Here is a 21,278-nt window from a genome sequence, read left to right as displayed (position 1 = left end):
GCATAGCCGTGGTCGTCCTCGCAGCGCCGGAACAATCGACCGAGCGCCATCCAAGCGCTGTCCCGCCACGCCCTTCCTGCTCCGGTATCGTCGACGGCAGCGCAGAAGAGGTCAAGTAACTCCCTTGAAGCAGCCACAAGTGCTTCCCCGATCGTAGTCCCTAGCCGGGAGCAGGGCGGGGCCGCCGGAGGGCCAGCCAGCAGCCGGCGGCGAAGACCACGGTAGCGAGCGCCAGATAGGCTGCGTTGAGCCCGAACGCTACGGAAGACGCGGCGTCCGTTGGGGGAACGAGCCGCGCCACGAGCACCGTGGCCGTGTTGTTCGCCAGGTGGAAGACCATCGCCAGGACGATCGATCCGCTGCGCACCACCAGCAGGGCCAGCACCAGGCCGAGGAGCAGCGTCGGCAAGAAGCGATAGACCGAAAGATGAAAGGCACCAAAGAGCAGCCCGTTGACCACGACGGCCAGCCACGGACGCTGCTCTGCGAGGCTCGCCCGCAGCAGCACGCCACGAAACAACAGCTCCTCGCAGATCGCCGGCGAGATGGCGAGGACCAGAAGATCGAGCGCGAGCGGTCGCTCGGCGGCGAAGACCGTGCGCCGGAGCTGCTCGACGACTTCGGGGGGGATCGGGAGCACGCGCTGCTGGAGCTGCTCGACCACCGCGGCGACCAGGTACCAGCCGCTGCTGCCCGCCAGCACCGCGCCGATCAAGCCGGCTGCCGACGGTCGCCGCCAGCCGAGCACCGCCCGCGGCGCCAACCCGGCCCAGCGCAGGAAGGCCATCACGGGTAACGCCACCATCAACCACTCGGTCAAGAGCACCCCGGGGATGAAGCGCGCCTGCTGCAAGGGCTGACCGACCAAGAGCATCAGCGCCAGCACGACCAGGAGCAGCACCGCGGCCTCGCTCGGCGTCGGCTGGGTCCGTCGCCACTGGCGCGCACCCGTTCCGGACGCGAACGCGCGCGGCTCGTCTGGAAAGAGCAAGCGCTCGGTGTTGAAGTTGCGCGCGGCCAGGCCGAGGGCCAACGCGGCATGGGCAATGCTCGAGAGCAGGGCGAGCCAGAGCGGCCCGGCCGCGATCCTGCCACCCGCCAGCCCCTGCATCAGCATGGAGACGTTGACGCCCGGCAGCAGCGCCGCCCCATAGCCGAGCTGCAGCCCGGGGAGCTGAGCCGCCATCGTCGGCAGCACGCAGAGCACGTAGACCGGCGCTAGCAAGGTCTGGGCCTCTTTGAAGCTGCGCGCCAGGGTTGCCGCAGCGAGCAGCACCGCGGCGAAGAAGAGCGACGCGGGCACGAGGCCCGCCAGGGCGCCGAGCACGGCAGTCCACGGCACGGCCGTGCTCAGACCCGCCGCCCGCAGCGCCGGACCGAAGCCGAGCAAGAGCGTCAGCCCCATCGAGAGCAGATTGACGACCCCGGTGACGATCGCCACGGTCGCGACCACCAAGAACTTGCCGCCGATCAGCCCCCAGCGTGGCGCCGGCGTCGAGAGCAGCGTCTCCAGCGTGCCGCGCTCCTTCTCGCCGGCCGTCAGGTCGATGGCCGGGTAGAAGGCGCCAAGCAGCACCATCAGGACGATCAGCAGCGGCAGCAGGCCGCTCACGGCCTGAGCCCCCGCCGCGCCCGCCGTCGCCACGTCATGGTCCTGCAGCCGAAGCGGCTCGCCGAAGTCGGCCGCCAGCCCCCGTGCCGCCAGTCGTTGGGCGAGCTGCTGCCGCCCGAAGCGCTGCAGCCGCTGCCGAAGACGAGCGCCGGCCCGCGCCGAGCTAGCGCTCGTCTCATCGCGATAGAGCTCGATCGGCACTGCGGCGCCGCGCGCGAGCCGTGGCCCGAGGTCGTCGGGCAAGCGCAGGAAGGCGTCGATCCGACCCGCTCGCAGGGCCCGCACCCCGCTCAAGTGATCGCCGACTCGGAGCAAGCGCCTGGCACCGAGGGCGCCCCGCAGCTCCGCCCACTCGGGCCCCTGCCAGCCGACGCTGATCGCCGAATCCGGCACCACGCGCTCGCGCTGCACGCCAAACCACTGCGCTACCGCCAGGGCCATCAGCGGATAGAGCGCCAGCGGCAACACGACCATCACCACCAGCGTCCGCAGGTCGCGAAAGGTCTCCAACGCCTCCTTGCGGTAGACGAGGCCGATCACCTGGAGGGCTCTCATCGTGGCGCCCCCTCGCCCCCGCTCGTCGCCGCCGCGAGGCCTTCGTCCTGGAGCCGCAGGAAGACCTGCTCCAGCGAGCCGACGCCATAGCGCTCCTTGATCGCGCTCGGGCTGCCCTCGGCCGCTAGGGATCCGCCGTAGAGCAGACCGATCCGATCGCAGAGCAGCTCCGCCTCGGTCATGTAGTGCGTCGAGAGCAGGATCGTGCGCTGTTGATCGCGCAGGCGTCGAATCGTGTCGGCGACGGCGCGTCCGGCGAGCACGTCGAGCCCGGCCGTGGGCTCATCGAGCACGAGGACGGGCGGATCGTGCACCAGGGCCCGCGCCAGCGACACCCGCTGCCGTTCGCCCGTGCTCAGCCGCCCGCAGCGTCGCGCCAGCAGGGGCTCGAGCGCCAGCAGCGCGATCAGCGCCGCTGAGCGCGCCCGACCCTCGGCGGCGCTCAGGCCGTAGAGCTGAGCGTAGTAGCTCAGCAGCTGTTCCGGCGTCAGCCGCTCATACAACCCGGTCGCTGCGCTGACGAAACCGAGCTGCGCCTTGGCCCGCGCGGCCTGCGTGACGGTATCGGCGCCGCAGATGAGCGCGCGCCCGCCGCTCGGACGCATCAGCCCGATCAGCATGCGCATCGTCGTGGTCTTGCCAGCCCCGTTGGGGCCGATCAGCCCGTAGATCTCGCCGGGTCGCACGACCAGATCCAGGCTGCGCACGACCTCCCGGCCACCGAAATGCTTGGCGAGCTGCTCGGCGACGATGGTCATTGGGCGTTCGCTGGCGTGCTGGCCCGCTCGAGCACAGCCCGCAGGTAGCGCCCCGTATGTGAGCGATCGTTCTCGGCGAGCTGCTCCGGGGTCCCTGCTCCCACGAGCTGGCCCCCGGCGTCGCCCCCCTCGGGCCCCAGGTCGATGACCCAGTCGGCGAACTTGATCACATCGAGGTTGTGTTCGATCACCAGCACGCTGTTGCCACCCTCGACGAGCTGCGCCAGCGCGCCGAGCAGGACCTCGATGTCGGCGAAATGCAGCCCTGTCGTCGGCTCGTCGAGAATATAGAACGTTCGGCCGGTCGCGCGCCGGCTCAACTCGCGCGCCAGCTTGACCCGCTGCGCCTCACCCCCCGACATCGTGCTCGCAGCCTGCCCGAGCTGGAGGTAGCCCAGGCCGACCTGCGCCAGGGTCGTGAGCTTGTCACGCAGGCGCGGCACGTTGGCGAAGAACGCCAGCGCCTCGTCGACCGTCATCCGCAGCACCTCTGCGATCTGCTTGCCCTTGTAGCGCACGCGCAGCGTCTCCTCGTTGTAGCGCGCGCCCCCGCAAACCTCGCAGACCACGCTCACGTCGGGAAGGAAATGCATCGCGATCCGCGTCACGCCGTCCCCGCGACAGGCCTCGCAGCGCCCGCCCTTGACGTTGAACGAGAAGCGGCCCGCACGATAGCCCCGCAGGCGAGCCTCGGGCAGCGCCGCAAAGAGCTCGCGGATCACCGCCAGCAGCCCAGTGTAGGAGGCGGCATTCGAGCGCGGCGTGCGCCCGATCGGCGCCTGGTCGATGGCGATGACCTTGTCCAGCCAGCGCACGCCCTCGAGCGCGCGATGAGCGCCGGGGCGCTCCTTGCTGTGGTGCAGCGCGCTGCGCAGCGCGGGCAAGAGCGTGTCGACCACCAGGGAGGACTTCCCCGAGCCTGAGACACCAGTGACGCAGACGAGCACCTCGAGCGGAATCGCAACGTCGAGGTCCCGCAGGTTGTTCTGGGTCACACCCCAGAGCGAGAGGTGCTGGCGGCCCCCGCGACGCCGTCGGCTCGGCACCGCGATCCCGCGCCGACCGGCGAGAAACTGCCCCGTCACGCTGCGCGGCGCCGCCATCAGTTGCTCGACCGTGCCACAGCCGACGACCTCGCCACCGTGCACGCCGGCCGCCGGGCCGAGGTCGACGATCCAATCGGCGGCCCGCATGATCTGCTCATCGTGCTCGACGACGAGCACCGTATTCCCCAGATCGCGCAGGCGCAGCAGGGTCTCGAGCAGCCGAGCGTTGTCGCGTTGGTGCAGCCCGATCGAGGGCTCGTCGAGCACGTAGAGCACGCCGACCAGCGCGGCGCCGATCTGCGTCGCCAGGCGCACGCGCTGGCCCTCGCCGCCCGAGAGCGTCCCCGCGGCACGGTCGAGCGTGAGGTAGCCAACACCGACGCCGGAGAGAAAGGAGAGCCGCGCGACGAGCTCAGCGACCAGCTTCTGCGCCACCTGCGCCGCCGCACCCTCCAGCCGCAGCGTGCGGAAGAGCTGCAGGGCCGTCTCGACGTTGAGCGCCGTCAGCTCGGTGATGGACCGGTTGGCGACGAAGACATGCCGTGCCTCGCGGCGCAGGCGGGCGCCCGCGCAGTCGGGGCAGACGTTGCTGCACATGTAGCGCTGCAGCTCTTCGAGCGCGTCGTCCAGGGCCTCGACATCAGCCGCCTGCGCGCCCTCCGACCAGCGGCGCTGCTGCTCGCTCATGCGGCGCTGCAAGTTGGGGATCACGCCCTCGAAGCCCCGCCCGCCGGCGGGCTCGCCCGCCCCGTGCATCAGCAGGCGCCGCACATCCTCGCCGAGCTGCTGATAGGGCTCCACCAGCGAGAAGCCTCGCTGCTCGGAGAGCCGTTCGAGCAGCCCTTGGTAGTACGCGGCATTGCGTTGCTCCCAGGGCTCGATCGCGCCCTCGCGCAGCGAGAGCGTCGGATCCGGCACGAGCAGCGCCTCATCGAACTCGAGCAGGGCGCCGAGCCCGGCGCAGCGCGCGCAGGCGCCGTGCGGGCTGTTGAAGGAGAAGAGGCGCGGCGTGAGCTCTGGGTAGTTGACGCCACAATCGGAGCAGGCGAAGCGTTCGGAGAAGGACAGCTCCTGGCCCTCCGGCCCACCATGGTCTGGCGTCGCCACCTTGACCACGCCGTCGGCGAGCTTGAAGGCCAGCTCGAGGCTCTCGGCCAGCCGTGAGCGCACTCCGGGTTTGAGCACGAGCCGATCGACGAAGACCTCGATCGCGTGGCGTTGTTGGCTGCTGAGCTCGAGCGCTTCGCCGAGGTCGCAGACCTCACCGTCGATCCGCGCCCGCGTGAACCCGTCGCGCCGAAGCTGGTCGAGCAAGCTGCGGCAGTTGCCTTTGCGCTCGACCGCCAGCGGCGCCAGCACCGAGAGGCGCGTCCCCTCGGGCAAGCCCAGCAGCTGCGTCGCGATCTGCGCCACGCTCTGCCGCGCCAGCGCCCGGCCGCACGACCAGCAGCGGGCCTCGCCGACGCGCGCGTAGAGCAAGCGCAGGTAGTCGTGGACCTCCGTGATCGTCCCGACGGTGGAGCGCGGATTGCGCCCGAGGCCACGCTGCTCGATGCTGATCACGGGGCTGAGGCCTTCGATCGTATCGACGTCGGGGCGGGCCAGGCGCTCGAGGAATTGGCGCGCATGCACCGAGAGCGACTCGACGTAGCGTCGCTGACCTTCGGCGTAGATCGTGTCGAAGGCCAGCGAGGACTTCCCGGAGCCAGAGAGCCCGGTGATCACCACCAGCTTGCCGCGGGGCAGATCGAGGTCGATGCCCTTGAGGTTGTTCGCGCGCGCGCCGCGGATGACGAGTTGATCCATGGGTCTTGGCTGCCACGCCCGCGCTCGCCAGCAAGTCAGCGACGGGGTTTCGGGGCAGGCGGGAGGCTATCACGACCGAGGGCGCTCTCGGGAAGGACTAGAGCCTTCAGTGGGCGATTAGCCGTCGGTGGGCGATCAGCCGTTCAACTCGGCGTGCTCTGCAGCCCCGTTGCGGTGGACCCAGGCGTCGACCTCATGACGCTTGAACTTCCAGTGGCGGCCCACGCGATGCGCTGGCATCTGCTTGCCCCGGATCCAGGTGTAGATCGTCTCGCGGCTGACCCCGAGGTGCGTCGCCACTTCCTGCACGGAGAGCCAGCGATCGCCGGGCAGTAAAGGCTGTGGTGGGTTCATCGACCTCGCCTCGATCCGTGGCTGACGCGCTCCTGTTGCTCTTCATCGCCGGTTTGCCGGCGGCATTTAGAGCGGAAGCGTGTCGGCTTCAGACCGACATCGGCCCGAGCCACCGCGGGAGCGCGGAGCGCAGCCGCGCGCCGAACGGGCCGGGTCAGCGCGGCCGGATCGGCCAGGCCTCGGCGGTCAGCGGGCGACTGAAGTAGAAACCCTGCGCCTGGTCGCACTTGCGCCCGCGCAGGAAGCGGACCTGGGCCAGGTGTTCGACCCCCTCGGCAACGACCTTCTTCTTCAGCGTATGCGCCATCGCGATGATCGTGCTGGCGATCGCGGCGTCATCGTCATCCTCGGCGAGGTGGCGCACGAACGATTGGTCGATCTTCAACACGTCGATCGGAAAGCGCTTGAGATAGCTGAGCGACGAGTAGCCGGTGCCGAAGTCGTCGATCGAGAGGTTGACGCCGTGCGCCCGCAGCTCGCCCAGGGCCGCCACGGTCTCTTCGACGTCGTCCATCAGCATGCTCTCGGTGATCTCGAGCTGCAGATGCTTCGGAGGCAGCCCGACATCGGTGAGGATGCGGCGCACCGTGTCGACGAAGGCGTTCTGGCGAAACTGGCGACTCGAGACGTTGACCGCCAAGTGCGAGGGTGCGCCGAGCTGTCCAACCCAGCGTCGCGCCTGCTCGCAAGCCGTATGCAGCACCCACTCGCCGACGGGGACGATCAGTCCGCTCTCCTCAGCGACGGGGATGAAGGTCGCCGGAGGGATCAGCCCGCGCTGGGGATGTTGCCAGCGCAGCAGGGCCTCCGCTCCCGTGATCCGACCGTTGCGCAGGTCCCACTGCGGCTGGTAGTGCAGCAGCAACTCACCGCGCGTCAGGGCGCGTCGAAGGTCACGCTCGAGGCCGAGGCGCTCGGTCGCCTCGTCGTTCATCTGCTCGGTGAAGAAGACGCAGCGACTGCGGCCAGCAGCCTTGGCCCGGTACATTGCCGTGTCCGCGTTGCGCAGCAGCTCCTCGCCGGTCGTGCAGTCGGGCGGATAGACGGAGATCCCCACGCTCGCTCCGAGGTGGCTCTCGTGGTCCTCGATGACGAAGGGTCGGGCGAGCGCCGCCAGCACGGTGTCGGCGACCACCTCCGCGCCGCGCGGGTGGCGCAGCCCCGTGACGATGATGCTGAACTCGTCGCCCCCCAGCCGCGAGACGCTATCCGTCTCGCGCACGGCCTCGACCAAACGAGCGGCCGCTTGCTGCAAGAGCTGATCGCCGACCCGATGGCCCCCCGCATCGTTGACCGAGCGAAAGCGATCGAGGTCGATCGAGAGCAGCGCGACCAGATGCTTCGCGCGCCGCGCGTGGGCCAGCTCCTGCGCGAGGCGGTCGACGAAGAGCGCGCGATTGGGCAGCCCGGTGAGACTGTCGTAGCTGGCCTGGTGGCGGATCGTCGCCTCGGCCGCGCGATCGTGGCTGAGGTCGCTGAAGACGCTCACGTACTCGGTCGTCGCCCCCTGCTCGTCGGCGACCCGCGTGATCGCCAGCCACTGCGGATAGACCTCGCCATTCTTGCGACGATTCCAGATCTCGCCCTGCCAGCGTCCGTCGCGCTCGAGCGCGCGCCACATCGCAGCAAAGAACTCGGCGTCGTGGCGGTCCGACTTGAGCAGCGACGGGTCGCAACCCAGGACCTCCTCGGCGCTGTAGCCGGTAATCTGCGTGAAGGCGGGATTCACCGCCTTGATGCGGTTGTCGAGCCCCGTGACGAGGATTCCCTCACGGCTGAGGCCGTAGACGGCCTCAGCCCGGCGCAGGTTCGCCCGGACCAGCGCCGGCGGCGGTCGGGCGTCGGCATTGTCGCCGGCGGACCTTGCCTGCTCGCGCTCTTCCATCTCCCCCTCCCGCCAGCCACGCAGCGCACCCCGGCGTCATCGCCGCAGCGAAAAAAACGTTAGCACGGAAGCGCGAGCGGACCGTAAAAGGCCCCTGGTCGCCGCTGCCGGAGTGCGCGCTCGAGGTCGGTCTGCCGCGGCCGGTTGCTTCGCGGAGCCTGACTCGTACAATGCGCGCACCGGCGGGTCGCTGGACCCGTGAGGTGGAGGACTGCGATGGAGCTTGAGGAACTGGTTCGTACGCTGGAGGCGAAGGCGCCGCGCTACCGGGTCGACATCGTCGAGATGATCGCGGCGGCGGGTTCAGGTCATCCCGGCGGCTCGCTCTCGCTGATCGACCTGATCAGCACGCTCTACCATCATGCGCTGCGGCAGCGACCCGACGAGCCCCTCTGGCTCGATCGCGACCGCCTGGTCCTCAGCAAGGGCCACGGCGTGCCCGCGCAGTACGCGGTGATGGCTGACCTGGGCTACTTCCCACGGGAAATGCTCTGGACCCTGCGCCAGCTCGGTTCGCCCCTGCAGGGACACCCCTGCCGCACCTGGCTGCCCGGGATCGAGGCCTCCACCGGATCGCTCGGCCAGGGCCTCAGCGTCGCCCAGGGCATCGCGCTCGCCGGCAAGCTCGATAAGAGCGCTTGGCGCGTCTACTGCGTGATGGGCGATGGCGAGACCCAGGAGGGTCAGGTCTGGGAGGCCGCGCTCTCCGCCGCGAAGTTCAAGCTCGACAACCTCACGGTGATCCTCGACTTCAACAAGCTGCAGATCGACGGGTTCACCCGCGACGTGATGAACCTCGAACCGCTGGCCGACAAATGGCGCGCCTTCGGCTGGCACGTGATCACGATCGACGGTCACAACTACCGCCAGATCATCGCCGCGCTCGATCAGGCGCGGCAGGTGCAGGGTCGACCGACCTACATCATCGCCCACACGATCAAGGGCAAGGGCGTATCGTTCATGGAGGAGCGGGCGAGTTGGCACGGTGTGGCGCCGACGCGCGACGAGGCCGACCGCGCGATCGGCGAGCTCCGCGCTCGCGCTGGCCTCCCGCTAACGGAGGCAGTGCGATGATCAACAGCAGCGATAGCGTCACCAGTGGCCCCGAGACCGCCGCCGCCTGCGCCGCAGCGCCGCCGGCACGGGCGACCCGCGACGCCTTCGGCGAGACGCTGCAGCAGCTCGGCAGCGAGCATCCGCAGATCGTCGTGCTGGACGCTGACCTGAGCGAGTCGACACGCTCTGCGATGTTCGCCGCCGCCTTTCCCGAACGCTTCTTTCAGCTCGGGATCCAGGAGGCGAATATGCTCGGCACCGCGGCTGGTCTGGCCGCGACCGGCAAGCGCGTCTTCTGCTGCTCGTTTTCCTGCTTCGTCACGGGCCGCTTCGATCAGATCAAGGTCTCGGTGGCCTACAACGACGTGCCGGTGACGATCGTGGGCACCCACTCGGGCTGCGCCGTCGGGCCCGACGGCTACACGCAAATGGCGCTCGAGGACATCGCCCTCCTGCGCACGCTGCCGAATATGCTCGTGCTCCAACCAGCAGACGACCTCGAGACGGTCCAGATGGTCGAGCACCTCGTGACGCGCCACAGCGGCCCCGCCTTCTTGAGGCTGACGCGGCAGAAGGTTCCGCGACTCCACGATCAGCGCTACCGCTTCGTTCCGGGTGCCGTGGATCGACTGCGCGTCGGCCGCGAGCTGGCGATCTGCGCCACCGGCGCGTGCGTGGCCGGCGCGCTAGAGGCGGCGGTGCGGCTCGAGCGCGAGGGCTGCTCAGCGACGGTGCTCAACGTCCCGACGCTGGCGCCGCTCGACGGCGCCTCGCTCGCCGCGGCGCTCGAGGGCTGCGATCGCGTGCTCAGCGTCGAGGACCACTCCGTGATCGGCGGCCTCGGCTCCGCGATCTGCGAGGCCCTCGCCGAGCGCCGCCCGACCCACGTCCGCCGCGTTGGGCTGCGTGAGTTCGGCGAATCTGGGGCGACCGAGGCGCTCTTCAGCAAGCACCACCTGGACGGCCCGGGCATCTACGCGGAAGCGAAGGCGCTGCTGGCCACGCGGGCGGGTTAGCAGAGGGCATGCAGCGCTCGCGTGTATACTTGCCACCGTCGAGCCGGGAGCGCAGGGCAAGTGGAAATCCTCGTCGGCGACAAGCAACACGCCTGCACCCGCGGGCGCCTGCCCTGCCTCGGCGACGTGGCCACGGTCAATGTCACGCGCGGTTGCGCGGGACAATGCGCTTATTGCTACGCACGCTGCTACACGGGGACCCCTGCCCCGGGCAAGCTGCTGATCTATCGCAACCTCCCGGCCTTGTTGCGGCATGAACTCGATAGCGCGCGGCGCCGACGCGCCCTTCCCGACTTCGTGCTTTTCTGCAGCGCCGGCGACCCTTTCCTGGGCGGACCCGAGGTACTCGAGCTCTCGCGGGCCTGTCTCGAGCTGCTCTTGCGCCGCGAGATCGGCGTCTCGTTGACGACCCGCGGCGTTATCCCCGAGGCGATCCTCGCCCTGCTGGCACGCCACCGACCACGGGTGCGCATCAGCGTCGCGCTGGCCTCGACCGCCGATGACTACACGCAGCGTTGGGAGCCGGGCACGGCGCTGCCCCAGGCCCGGCTGCGCCTCCTGCAGCGACTGCTCGAGCTCGAGCTGGCCCCCCAGGTCCATATCGAGCCGCTGATCCCCTTCGTCAATGACGGCCAGGAGTCGCTGCAGCGGCTGCTCTCTGCGCTGGACGGCCTCGGCGTGCGTCGCGCGATGGTCAGCCTGCTGCAGCTCCGGCCCGGGGTCGCCGCGCAACTCGCGCGAGAGGCACCCCATGGCGTTCAGCGACTGATTCTCGGGTGCTTCCCCAGCGGGCGACACGGCGGTCGCCGCAGCGAGTACGATCACCTGGTCCACTCACACGCGCTGAGCATCCTGCGACGCATCAGCAGCGCCGCGGCTGACCACGGTATCGTCCTGACCGTCTGTCACTGCCACAATCCCGGCCTGGCGGGTGGACGCTGCGAGCTTGCGCCTGCACCGGCGACACCCGGTGCTACCGCCCAGGCGGACCTCTTCTCGCCCGCATGACGCCCCGGGCTCAATGCCGCCCCTGAGCCATGCGGCCATCCGGAGCGCCGGCGTCGCCGTGGCTTTCGCGTCGCGGAACCTGCATCGCCTCGCCGCGGGCTTGCTCCTCGGGGCGATGCTGCTGGAGCTTGGCGCCTGCGCTTCGGCGCCTGCGGGTCGGCGCTGGATCGATCGCGTCGAGCTGCGGGGCACGGCCCAGCTCGAGGCGTCGAAGATCGTCGCCGGATTGGAGACCCAGCCCACGCCGTGGTGGTGGTGGCTCCCGCTGCTGGGCGGACGCCGCTATTACGATCCGGCGGCGCTCGACAGCGACCTGCGGCGCATCGAGCGCTACTATCGCGCGCGCGGCTTCTTCTCAGTGCGTACGCTGGACGAGACGCTGGTCGACAAGCGTGACGGCCAGGCCGTCGACATTCGGCTCGAGGTCGACGAGGGGCGGCCCAGCCGCGTACTGACGATCGCGGTCGAGGGTCTCGCCGCGCTCCCCCGAGCGAGCAGGCAGGCCGTCCTGCGCCGCCTGCCCCTGCGCGTTGGAGGCCGCTTCGATTACGCCGCCTACGGCGCAGCGGCCTCGCTGCTGCGCGCGCGCCTGAGGGCGCTGGGCTACGCCTACGCCACCTGCGCGGGCACGGTGGCCGTCGATCGGGATCGGCTGACGGCTCGGGTGACCTATCGGGCCGTGCCAGGACCACTGCTGCGGATCGGCCCGATCGTGATCGAAGGCGCAGGCGATCTACCGCTGAGCAAGCTCGCGCGCGCGATCGCCTTTCGCGAGGGGGATGTCTACCGCCCCGAGGCCTTCGCCCGCACGCGGGCGCGCCTTTTGCGCCACCAGGTCTTCGCCGCGGTCGAGCTGCGGCTGCCGAAGTCCCCCGTCGCGCGTGCGCCCGTGACGATTGATCTCACTCCCACCAAGCTACGAGAGATCCGCCTGGGCGGGGGGATGGGCGTCGACCAGCGCTGGCAGGAAATTCATTTCTTCAGTCGCTTCGCCTGGCGCAACTTCCTCGGTGGGCTGCGCAATCTCGAGCTGCGCCTGCAGCCGAAGTTCGTCACCATCCCGACGGCCTGGGCCGCCGAGCGTGGCGGCTTCGCCGGTGCCGGCGAGCTCCGACTGACCCAACCCGATCTGCTCGGCTCCGCCGTCACCGCCTTCGGCCTGTTGAGCTACGAGCTCGGCCTGCAGGAAGGCTACCGCTACCACGGGCCCCGGCTCCAGCTCGGCGCCGACCGCACCTTCTGGGCCGAGCGGGTCCGCGGCGGAGTCTCCTGGAGCTTTCAGTACCTCCGCTTCTTCGACGTCACGACCTTCGACGCCTTCGAGAACCCTCTCGGCGTAGGCGTCGACGGGAGCAGCGCCTATCGCTTGGCCTGGATCGAACCCTTCCTGCAGCTCGATTGGCGCGACAGCATCATCGACCCGCGGCGTGGGCTCTTCGCCGAGCTGCGGGTAGAGTGCGGCTTCCCCCAGCTCGGCGGGCGCTTCAGCTACTTGAAGTTCACCCCGGACCTGCGCGGCTACCTACCCCTGGGCAGCAGGCGACTCGTGCTCGCCCTGCGCGCGATCTTCAGCCAACTCGTCGCGCTCGATGACGGCAGCGCGCTCGGCGCCGGCGAGGAGTTGACCCCCGTGACGCGCCGCATTTGGTTTGGCGGCGCGACGAGCCATCGCGCCTTCGGCTACCGACGACTTTCGCCGCAGGTCTTTCAGACCAAGACGATCACCCCGCCGAACGGGGGGCCCGCCGAAACCGTCGAGACCGGCCGCCTGATCCCGATCGGCGGCGACAGCGCCGTGCTGCTCTCGGCCGAGCTGCGCCTGCGCACCTTCAAGCTCTACGATCAGTGGCTCCAGCTGATCACCTTCTTCGACGCCGGCGACGTGGTGGAGGAACTCGACGCTCTCGACCTGAAGGCGCTGCAGCTCGGATTGGGTGCAGGCGTGCAATACCAGACACCGATCGGCTCGCTGGGCGTGGCGATCGGCCTGCGGCTCAACCGTCGGCGCTCCGAGCTCAGCGCTAGCGGCCGCCCCGTCGACCCCGATCCGCGCGACAACTACGCTTTCCATCTGACCCTCGGTGAGGCGTTTTGATGACGCGGCGTCAGGGCGCGCTGCGGCGCACCGCGCGGCTTGGTGCTCTTGGGCTGGGCTGCGTCCTGCTCGTGAGCGTGCTGCTGCTGCTGGCCGCTCTTGGCTATGCCCGCTCGTCGAGCGGCAGGGCGCGGCTGCGCTCGCTGCTCGTCGAGCTCGTGCGCCAGCGCCTCCCCGGGTTTCAGCTCGGCGCGCTCGGCGGCGACTACCTCGGCTCCCTTGTGCTGCAAGACGTCACGGTGAACGACCGCCTCGGCGGTGCGGCGATTCAGATCGGCGCCGTGCGGCTGCGCTACGATCTCGGCGGTCTGCTGCGACGCCGCCTGCGTATCGAGCAGCTCGTCGTCGAACGACCGTGCGTGCTCCTGCGAGCCTTCCAGCAGGGTGGCTCGAATCTGGCCCAGCTGGCCCTGCCCCCGTCGGCCGCCACAGGGGCGAAGGTGCCGAAGTCCACGGAGCTGTCACGATGGACCGTCGAGCTGAGCGAGCTGCAGGTGACCGATGGCAGCTTCGTGGACCAGCGCGCGGCGAAGGGCGCGAGCCTCCGCGGGCTGAGCGGTCGAGCCGCCGCCCGGCTCGACCGCGGGGCAGTCGAGCTGACCCTCCATCAGCTGCGCGCAGTCCTGCGGCTCGCGGGGCAAGAGCAGCTCACTATCGCGCTGCAAGGCGCCGCGCGCCTCAGCTCGTGGCGGCGCGTCGATGCCCGCCTGCGCCTGCGGATCGCCGGCCTGCCGGCAGGTCCGACACAAATGCAGGTCGTCCTTGCCGGTCCCCTGCAGCATCTCCAACTCCACGCCCACGCCGAGCTGGGGCGCGCCGGCGCGCTGCGCCTCCAGGGCTGGCTTGAGCCGCTATCCGCGCAGCTGCGCTATCAGTTCGGGCTCTCTCTCGATCACTTCCGGCCCGCTGCCCTCGTAGCCGCACTACCCGAGACGCGACTTGAGCTGCGCCTGGAGGGACGGGGCCAGGGCCTTCCCCTGCAGCCGGCTAGCGAGCTGGCGGTGCACCTCGAGCTGGCAGCGGGTGAGGTCGCGGGGCTCACGCTTCAGCGTTCCACGCTGATCGGCCGCCTCGCCGCCTCGCGCTGGGCGATCGACCGCCTCGACCTGCGAGCTCGAGGCGTACGGCTTCAAGCGTCGGCGAAGGGGACGCTCGATCAGCTCGAGGCCACGCTCAGCGTCGCCGTACCGGAGCTGGCGCGCGTCAGGCTGATCCAGCTGCAGAGCCTGAAGCTCGCGGGGCCGCTGCAGCTCGCCGCTACCCTTTCAGGGCGCTTCGGCGATGCTCTCAGCCTACGGCTCAACGGGTCGTCGCAGGGGCTGCGCGTTGCGGGCGCGCGGCTCGGACGACTCGAGTTCGCGGGAGCGCTCCGCGGGCTGCCCGGCAACCCGCGCGGAAGGCTCACCGTTACGGCCCTGGCGGCCCGCTCGGCAAGCCCGCCTGCGCGGGTCGATTACTTGCGCGTCACGTTGAAAGGCGGGAGGCGCGAAGGAGAGGCTGCCTTTGTCGCCCGCGGTCTGCTGGGCGGCGCGGCCCAGGGCCGGGCCTCGTGGCGAGATCATGGACCGCAACGGGCTCGCCTCGAAGCCACCCTGCAAGCCCTTCGACCAGCGGGGCTGCCCCGCCTCAGCGGTCGTATCGTCGCCGTGGCCGAGGGCCGCTCGTTGCGCGCACACGCCAGGCTGCAGCTGACGGACACCCAAACCCGGCTGGCGCTGGAGGCCAACCTGCCCCTGACCTATGCTCCGGGGGCGTTGCTGCCGGTGTTCGCCGCGCAGCGACCTGCCAGCGTCGAGTTGACGGTGGCAGGGTTCGCGCTTGAGAGCCTGCCACGCCTCGGGCTGGGCGCGGCCGGGCTCGGCGGCACGCTCGCGCTGAGCGCGCGACTGGCGGGCGAGCTGAGCAGCCCGCGCCTGAGCGCCGACCTCGAGCTGAAGGACGCTCGGCTCGCGGGCCTCAAGGGCGTGAACGTTCACGCCGTGCTTGCGCTCGACGATCGCCTCCGTCTGAGGGCCGACGCGACGCAGGGCGCCTCGCGCCTGCTGCAGCTCGAGGGGCGCTTGGCGCTGACCGCGGCCGAGGCGCTGGGGGTCGGCGCCGACCCCCTCGGCCGCCTGGGCCGCGCCCCGCTGCAGCTTCGAATCGAGAGCGGCAGCGTGAGGCTCGAGCAGCTCACCATGCTCCTGCCCTCCTTCGCCCCTTTGGCCTCGGGGCGTCTGCGGGGGCGTGCTCACCTCGGGCTGCGCGCCGGCGGACAGCTCTTCGATCCCCACGTGGAGCTCGAGCTGCTGCTCGACGCCGCGCGCCTCGACCGGCAGCGCTTGGGCGACCTTCGCCTGAGAGCCCAGCTCGGCAGCGCAGAGCCCGCCGCCTCCACCCGGGCAACGCTGCGCTTCGCGCGCGACGGGCAGGTACTCCTTCGCGGGCGCGCTGCGCTCAAGCGCGGTGTCGAGGAGCTGCTGCGTTTCCCAAAGCGCATCGGCGAGGCAGCCCTCACAGGCACGCTCGAGCTGCCGCAGACCCCCTTGCGGGGTCTTGCGCAGCAGGACGGGTGGCTCTCCCAGCTCGAGGGAGGCGTCCTCACCGGCCGCGCCTCGGTCGCTGGAACGGTGGCCCAACCCAGCTTCACGGCCGCCCTTCGGCTCCATGATCTCCGCGTCGCGGGCGGCCCGGTCGGAACCCTCGAGCTGCGGGCTGAGGGGGCCAGGCGGGGCGTCAGTGGGCAGCTCACCCTGCGGCAGCCGCACGGTGGCTCGCTGGCTTCCCGAGGGCAGGTCGCGCTGACGCCACCCGAGCCGACGATCGACACGACGCTGCGTGGAACCAACCTCGACCTCGGCTTTCTCGCCGCCTTCCTCACGGAGGTGCAGCGCACCGAAGGCCGCCTGACGATCGAGGGCAGCGCGCGCGGGCCGCTAACCCGCCCCAGAGTCAGGGCGCGCGTGCAGCTCAGCGACGGTCGCCTGCGGGCGCGAGGGCTCCCCGAGCTGAAGGGGATAGCGCTGCGCGCCTCCCTCGATCCTCAGCGCGCTCGGCTCGAACGTCTCGTCATCCACAGCGGCGCGGGGCGCCTGGTGGCCACCGGATCCGCGCGTTCGGCGGCGTTTCTGCCGCGAGACTTCGAGCTCAGCGCCAAAGCCCAGCGCTTTCGCTTGGGCGTCGCGCCCATTGCCGACGCCGTCTTCGACGGCGACCTCCAGGTCTCCGGTCGCCTGCAGGACATGACGCTCGTCAGCCAGGTGACGGTCGACAAGGGGGTCTTGACGCTGCCGAAGCTCTCGTCGCCTCGCCGCCTGCATCCGACGAGCACGCTGGCTGACGTGGTCTTCGTCGATGCGGACGCGCGCGCCGCGCGCGTCCGCAGGCAGCGCCGCAAGGCCCTTGGCGAGGTGACGCAACGAGCGCTGGACCTGACCACGCGGGCTGATTCGCTGATGGTGCGCGGCGAGGACCTCGACGTCGAGCTGACGGTCGCACTCCGCGTCAAGGCCGGTCCCGGGGCGGCGCCACGGATCGTTGGCAGCGCCGGCATTCGCCGCGGGCAGGTCACGGTGCTGGGCAATGCTTATCAGGTCGAACACGCCGTCGCGCGCTTCTCGGGACGCGAGCCGATCGATCCCTCGCTCGACGTGCGGCTGCGGCGCGAGTTCGCTGAGGGGACGGTCTCGATCGTCCTCCGCGGCACGCTCGCGCAGCATGAACTGATCTTGAGCAGCGAACCGCCGAGCTACGATCAGTCGCAGCTGCTCAGCCTGATCTTGACCGGCAGGCTCGATCCCCGCGCCGGCGAATCCGGGGGCGACAAGGCCCTGGCGCTCGCCTCGGCGGTGGCGCAGGCGGTCTTCGGACTGCTCGCCAAGCAGGTCGCGGGCAAGGTCGGGATCGATGTCACCCGGGTCGGCGTCTCGCAGACGCAGGACGAGAAGAAGAGCGAGGCTCGCCTGCGCGCGGAGGCGGAGATCGGCAAGTACCTCACGCGTCGGCTCTACGTCGCCTATCGCCGCGTCTTCGGCGCGGCGGAGACCGAGAACGCCAACGAGGCCCTGGGCGAGTACCGCATCTCCGCGCGCTGGCTCCTGATGGCGCTCTTCGGCGATCGCGGCGTGGGCAACCTCGACCTAGCCTGGACCTATCGCTACTAGCCTGGACCTAGCGCTGCTCGGTCGCCTGCGCGCCAAGCGCGATCGTTCCACGGTCGCTCCCGCAACTTGAGCAGGCCCGGAGAGGGTGCGACGATGCGCCGGTCAATCGAACGGGGGAGGGGCTGCCATGCAGATCGGCGTCGGCTCTGATTTTGCCGGCTACAGCATCGTTCGGCACATCGGCGGCGGCGGCATGGCGCAGATCTATCTGGCCAAGACCCGCGGCCTCGCCGGCTTCGAAAAGTACCTCGCGTTGAAGGTGATGAACGCCGAATACGCCAATGAGGACCGCTTCATCCGGATGCTGATCAACGAGGCCAAGATCGCCGTTGGCCTCTCGCACGTGAACATCGCCCAGATCTTCGACCTCGGCGTCTTCGACGGCGTTTACTACATCGCCATGGAATACGTCGATGGTGTCGACGTGCTCGAGCTGGTCAACGGCCTGCACTCGCGCGGTCAGCGCGTCCCGCTGGAGGCCGTCGCCCACATCGGGCGCCAGATCTGCAGCGGCCTCTACTACGCCCACACGCGCAAGAACCGCCAGGGGAAGCCACTCAACATCGTCCATCGCGACGTCAGCCCGCAGAACGTCCTGGTTTCCCGCGCCGGCGAGGTGAAGGTCGTCGACTTCGGCATCGCGAAGGCCGTCGGCCTGACCAGCAAGACCCAGGCTGGCGTGATCAAGGGCAAGGTCAACTACATGGCTCCGGAGCAGGTCCTCAGCCGCCCGGCCGACGCGCGCAGCGACATCTTCGCCGTCGGCATCGTGCTCTGGGAGATGCTGACGAGCCAGATGGTCTACGCTGCCGATGACATCAACGATCTGGCGGCCAAGGTGCGCAAGGCGGAGATCGAGCCGCCATCCTCGGTGCGCAAGGACATCCCGCCGGTCCTCGACCAGATCGTCATGCGCGCGCTGCAGCGCAAGGCCAGCGATCGCTATCCGAGCGCGCACGAGCTGCAGATCGAGCTGACCAAGTACCTCTCCTCCACCGCGCCGGACTACGGCGGGTCACACCTGGCAAAGCTGGTCGAGCAGGTCGCGCCGCACGAGAGCGCGGTGGAGGCGACCGGCGAGCTCTCGCACCTGCTTTCGCAGGAGGACCGGCTGCACGACCGGCATAGCCTGATCTATCAGCCGGACGGTCATGCACAGCTGGTGCTCCTAGCCGGCGCCGAGGAGGAAGTTCATCCGCTCCACGACGAGCTGACGCTCGGACGCGCCGGCGATCTCGCGCTCGCCGATGCGCGCGTTTCCCGCCGGCATGCCCGGGTGCGTTTCAATGGGAGCTGCTACCTGCTCGAGGATCTGGGCAGCGCCAACGGGACCTTCCTCAACGGCGAGCGCATCAAATCCGCGACGCCGCTCAAGCCTGGCGACCGCGTGCGGATCGGCAACACCGAGTTGATCTTTCGCGCGCAGACAGCCACACCGAACGAGATCGTCAGCGCAGCAGCGACGCCGCTGCTGCCGGCGCTGCCGCAGCGGATCAGCCTCCGCGACGGGCGCGGCGAGGTGCTCGAGCAGCCACTCGAGGACGGCCTCGAGCTCGGATACCGGCTGCAAATCGGACCTCTGCACTGGAATGGGACGCACCTGCGAGTGCTGCAGCGAAACGACGGCTGGTGGGTCGACGCGGGCACTGCGCGGGGGCCGGTGAAGATTAACGGGGTGGCGGCCACGCTACCAGCCCTCGTCGCGGTCGGTGATCAGATCGAGGTCAACGGCGTCACCCTGGCCGTCGTCGGATAGGGACCTTGAAACCCGTCGCCTTCGGCAACTACACGCTGCTCCGCGGGCTGACGAGCGGCGGCATGGCCGAGCTCTACCTCGCGCGGGTCCGCGGCCCCACCGGCGCCGGACGCCTGGCCGTGGTCAAGCTGTTGTCGCAGCATCTGGCGGATGACCCGGCGATGCGCGACATGTTCCGCGACGAGGTTCACATCGCCGCGACGCTGCACCACCCGCAGATCGGCCAGGTCTACGAGGTGGGCACGATCGGCGGGCAGTACTTCCTCGCGCTCGAGTACATCCACGGCCGGGACCTGCGCGCCGTGGTCAACGCCTGCCGCCTGGAGGGCCGCAGCGGCCTGCCTGCCCCGATCGCCGTCTTCATCGGGACGAAGGTCTGCGCCGCGCTCCAGCACGCCCACGAGGCGCGCGGAATCGATGGACGGGCGCTGGGGATCGTCCATCGCGACGTCAGCCCAAGCAACATCATGGTGACCTTCGATGGCGACGTGAAGCTGGTCGACTTCGGCATCGCTCGGCTCGCGAATCGCAGCGCAATGACGCACCCGGGCTACGTCAAAGGGAAGGTACGTTACCTCACTCCGGAACAGCTCCTGGGGCGCCCGGTCGACCACCGCGCCGACATCTTCATGCTCGGCATCTCGCTCTGGGAGGCCACCGTCGGCGAGCACCTCTTCGCCGGCGAACGGGAGAACGACGTCTATCGGCAGATCTGCAACGGCGAGGTGCGCCGCCCGACGACCATCGTCCGCGGTTATCCGGCGCCATTGGAGGCGGTTGTTTTGCGCGCCCTCGCCTTCGATCCAGAGCAGCGCTTCGCCAGCGCGCGCGAGCTGCACGCAGAGCTCGTGCGCGTCGCGGAGCGGCAGCGCTTCACGCTCAGCGAGCTGCGGGCGGCCGAGCTGATGCGCGTCGTTTTTGCGACTGAGGTCGAGGGTTGGGAGGAGGCTCAGCGCCGCGGCGTCAGCCTACTCGACCACCTGCTCGAGACCCTCCCGCTCGAGGAGACGCAGAGCGATGGCCCGGTCGACCCGCCCTTGACGCACGTCGATCAGCTCACGACGGCGCCGCCCCCGTCGACGGCCGGCCCCGCAACGCGTCCGCGGGCCCAGGCCCCGGCGGGCCAGGCGGAGGGCGCCGATCTCCGGCGGCGGACGCTGCTCTTTGGCGCGAAGGGCAGTCGCCTGCCCTTCGCCGATGCCCCGCCGACCAGCGGCCGCCCAGCGAGCGTCGCGCTGGCGTCGAGGACGACGCCCGGTCCAGCCAGCGCGGGGGCGACGCGGCAGCCGCTGCGGGTCTCCGACGACGCCAGCGTCGTCGTCACAGCCGAGGGCGCGGCAGCGGTCCTCAGCGGCGCAGCGCCCGCACCACAGCCAGGCGAGAGCGCCGGCGCCGCGACGCTGATCGGGGCGCGCTCCAGCGACTTCGGGGGCGCCGCCGTTGACGAGCACGCGACGCTGATCGATCCTCAGCCACTGGGCCTCGGCGCGACCGCATGGCAGCCACCAGCCATCGCCAGCCCGGCGACGCCGGCGGGCGATCCGCTAACGACGCTCACGCCGGAGCGGATGCGACGGGTGGCCACCGGTGACTGGTCCAATCGGCCCACGCTCGGCGACCGCCGCCCGGGTACCCATCCCTACTTCCGCGAGCGCAAGACGCCTCAGAGCTCCGTGCTTCTGCCGAGCGGGGCCGCTGGCCCCGGCGCGCAGCTGCCGCCACGCGCTCGGATCGTCGCGACGACGATTGTCGTGGCGGGCATCGCGCTCGGCGCCTGGTCCTTGCTGCTGCTGACGCGCGGCGAAGGCGGCGCAGGCGGTGGCGCCGGCGTGAAGGCCCGGAGCGCCAAGGGGCGCGCTTCGCTGGCGCGCGTGCGGCTGACCAGCGCGCCAAGCGGCGCCACGGTCTACAGCGCGCGGGACGGCGTCGAGCTGGGCAGCACGCCGCTCCTCTTGGAGCGCGCCACGGCGCGAGGGCTGCAGGTCGAGCTCCACCATCCCGGCTACGAGATCCTCGTGGTGACGCTGCGCGCGGAGAGCGGGGCCATTCACGCCGAGCTGCGTCCCAAGGGACCGCGCCACCCGCAGGGCTCCAGCGCCCCCGCGCCACCGCGGCGATCGCCATAAGCGATGGCGCTTGGCGGCATTCTGGGCTAGTAACGCGGCCGGCGGGCCCACGTCGCGCCCTCG

The 21,278-nt window shown here is 70.3% G+C and carries 12 protein-coding genes; 7 read left to right on the top strand and 5 right to left on the bottom strand.

The features are described from left to right. Nucleotides 1–160: 160 nt before the first annotated feature. From IPL40_01205 to IPL40_01185, 5 genes are all read right to left on the bottom strand, one after another. The gene (locus IPL40_01205; GenBank protein ID MBK8479786.1) at nucleotides 161–2,167 is read right to left on the bottom strand and encodes a CPBP family intramembrane metalloprotease; all 2,007 of its coding nucleotides are present in this window, start codon (nucleotides 2,165–2,167) and stop codon (nucleotides 161–163) included. Beyond that, complete coding sequence (locus IPL40_01200) at nucleotides 2,164–2,925, bottom strand: ABC transporter ATP-binding protein (protein MBK8479785.1); 762 nt, start codon at nucleotides 2,923–2,925, stop codon at nucleotides 2,164–2,166. Before IPL40_01200 ends, IPL40_01205 begins: the two co-directional genes overlap by 4 nt. Beyond that, nucleotides 2,922–5,777 (bottom strand): excinuclease ABC subunit UvrA, encoded by a 2,856-nt coding sequence (gene uvrA / locus IPL40_01195; GenBank protein MBK8479784.1) that lies wholly within the window; start codon nucleotides 5,775–5,777, stop codon nucleotides 2,922–2,924. Before uvrA ends, IPL40_01200 begins: the two co-directional genes overlap by 4 nt. 135 nt (nucleotides 5,778–5,912) lie before the next feature. Then, nucleotides 5,913–6,131, bottom strand: a complete 219-nt coding sequence (locus IPL40_01190) for a helix-turn-helix domain-containing protein (protein MBK8479783.1) — start codon at nucleotides 6,129–6,131, stop codon at nucleotides 5,913–5,915. 154 nt (nucleotides 6,132–6,285) lie between these two features. Further along, nucleotides 6,286–8,016, bottom strand: a complete 1,731-nt coding sequence (locus tag IPL40_01185) for an EAL domain-containing protein (GenBank protein ID MBK8479782.1) — start codon at nucleotides 8,014–8,016, stop codon at nucleotides 6,286–6,288. A 216-nt stretch (nucleotides 8,017–8,232) separates the two neighbouring features. Here IPL40_01185 and IPL40_01180 point away from each other — a divergent pair, with 216 nt between their 5' ends. The 7 genes from IPL40_01180 to IPL40_01150 all read left to right on the top strand — a co-directional run bounded on the left by IPL40_01180 (nucleotide 8,233) and on the right by IPL40_01150 (nucleotide 21,215). Beyond that, nucleotides 8,233–9,090: a transketolase gene (locus tag IPL40_01180; GenBank protein MBK8479781.1), complete on the top strand. Its 858-nt coding sequence runs from the start codon at nucleotides 8,233–8,235 to the stop codon at nucleotides 9,088–9,090. Then, on the top strand, nucleotides 9,087–10,088 hold the full coding sequence (locus tag IPL40_01175; GenBank protein ID MBK8479780.1) for a transketolase family protein: 1,002 nt from the start codon (nucleotides 9,087–9,089) through the stop codon (nucleotides 10,086–10,088). The genes IPL40_01180 and IPL40_01175 overlap by 4 nt, the downstream gene beginning before the upstream one ends. A gap of 60 nt (nucleotides 10,089–10,148) precedes the next feature. After that, nucleotides 10,149–11,096, top strand: a complete 948-nt coding sequence (locus IPL40_01170; protein ID MBK8479779.1) for a radical SAM protein — start codon at nucleotides 10,149–10,151, stop codon at nucleotides 11,094–11,096. Between the two features lie 58 nt (nucleotides 11,097–11,154). After that, on the top strand, nucleotides 11,155–13,191 hold the full coding sequence (locus IPL40_01165) for a BamA/TamA family outer membrane protein (GenBank protein ID MBK8479778.1): 2,037 nt from the start codon (nucleotides 11,155–11,157) through the stop codon (nucleotides 13,189–13,191). Beyond that, nucleotides 13,191–17,333, top strand: a complete 4,143-nt coding sequence (locus IPL40_01160) for a translocation/assembly module TamB (GenBank protein MBK8479777.1) — start codon at nucleotides 13,191–13,193, stop codon at nucleotides 17,331–17,333. The genes IPL40_01165 and IPL40_01160 overlap by 1 nt, the downstream gene beginning before the upstream one ends. 127 nt (nucleotides 17,334–17,460) lie before the next feature. Further along, nucleotides 17,461–19,089: a protein kinase gene (locus IPL40_01155; protein ID MBK8479776.1), complete on the top strand. Its 1,629-nt coding sequence runs from the start codon at nucleotides 17,461–17,463 to the stop codon at nucleotides 19,087–19,089. Nucleotides 19,090–19,094: 5 nt separating this feature from the next. Continuing rightward, complete coding sequence (locus IPL40_01150) at nucleotides 19,095–21,215, top strand: protein kinase (GenBank protein ID MBK8479775.1); 2,121 nt, start codon at nucleotides 19,095–19,097, stop codon at nucleotides 21,213–21,215. Nucleotides 21,216–21,278 lie beyond the last annotated feature (63 nt).

The organism is Pseudomonadota bacterium, from assembly GCA_016711215.1.
Classification (GTDB): domain Bacteria; phylum Myxococcota_A; class Polyangia.
This window is presented reverse-complemented; position numbering and strand designations above follow the sequence as displayed.

Excerpts from the sequence above, each read along its gene's own strand:
- IPL40_01205 (MBK8479786.1), bottom strand. The coding sequence starts at position 2,167 with ATGAGAGCCCTCCAGGTGATCGGCCTCGTCTACCGCAAGGAGGCGTTG.
- IPL40_01200 (MBK8479785.1), bottom strand. The coding sequence starts at position 2,925 with ATGACCATCGTCGCCGAGCAGCTCGCCAAGCATTTCGGTGGCCGGGAG.
- uvrA (MBK8479784.1), bottom strand. The coding sequence starts at position 5,777 with ATGGATCAACTCGTCATCCGCGGCGCGCGCGCGAACAACCTCAAGGGC.
- IPL40_01190 (MBK8479783.1), bottom strand. The coding sequence starts at position 6,131 with ATGAACCCACCACAGCCTTTACTGCCCGGCGATCGCTGGCTCTCCGTG.
- IPL40_01185 (MBK8479782.1), bottom strand. The coding sequence starts at position 8,016 with ATGGAAGAGCGCGAGCAGGCAAGGTCCGCCGGCGACAATGCCGACGCC.
- IPL40_01180 (MBK8479781.1), top strand. The coding sequence starts at position 8,233 with ATGGAGCTTGAGGAACTGGTTCGTACGCTGGAGGCGAAGGCGCCGCGC.
- IPL40_01175 (MBK8479780.1), top strand. The coding sequence starts at position 9,087 with ATGATCAACAGCAGCGATAGCGTCACCAGTGGCCCCGAGACCGCCGCC.
- IPL40_01160 (MBK8479777.1), top strand. The coding sequence starts at position 13,191 with ATGACGCGGCGTCAGGGCGCGCTGCGGCGCACCGCGCGGCTTGGTGCT.
- IPL40_01155 (MBK8479776.1), top strand. The coding sequence starts at position 17,461 with ATGCAGATCGGCGTCGGCTCTGATTTTGCCGGCTACAGCATCGTTCGG.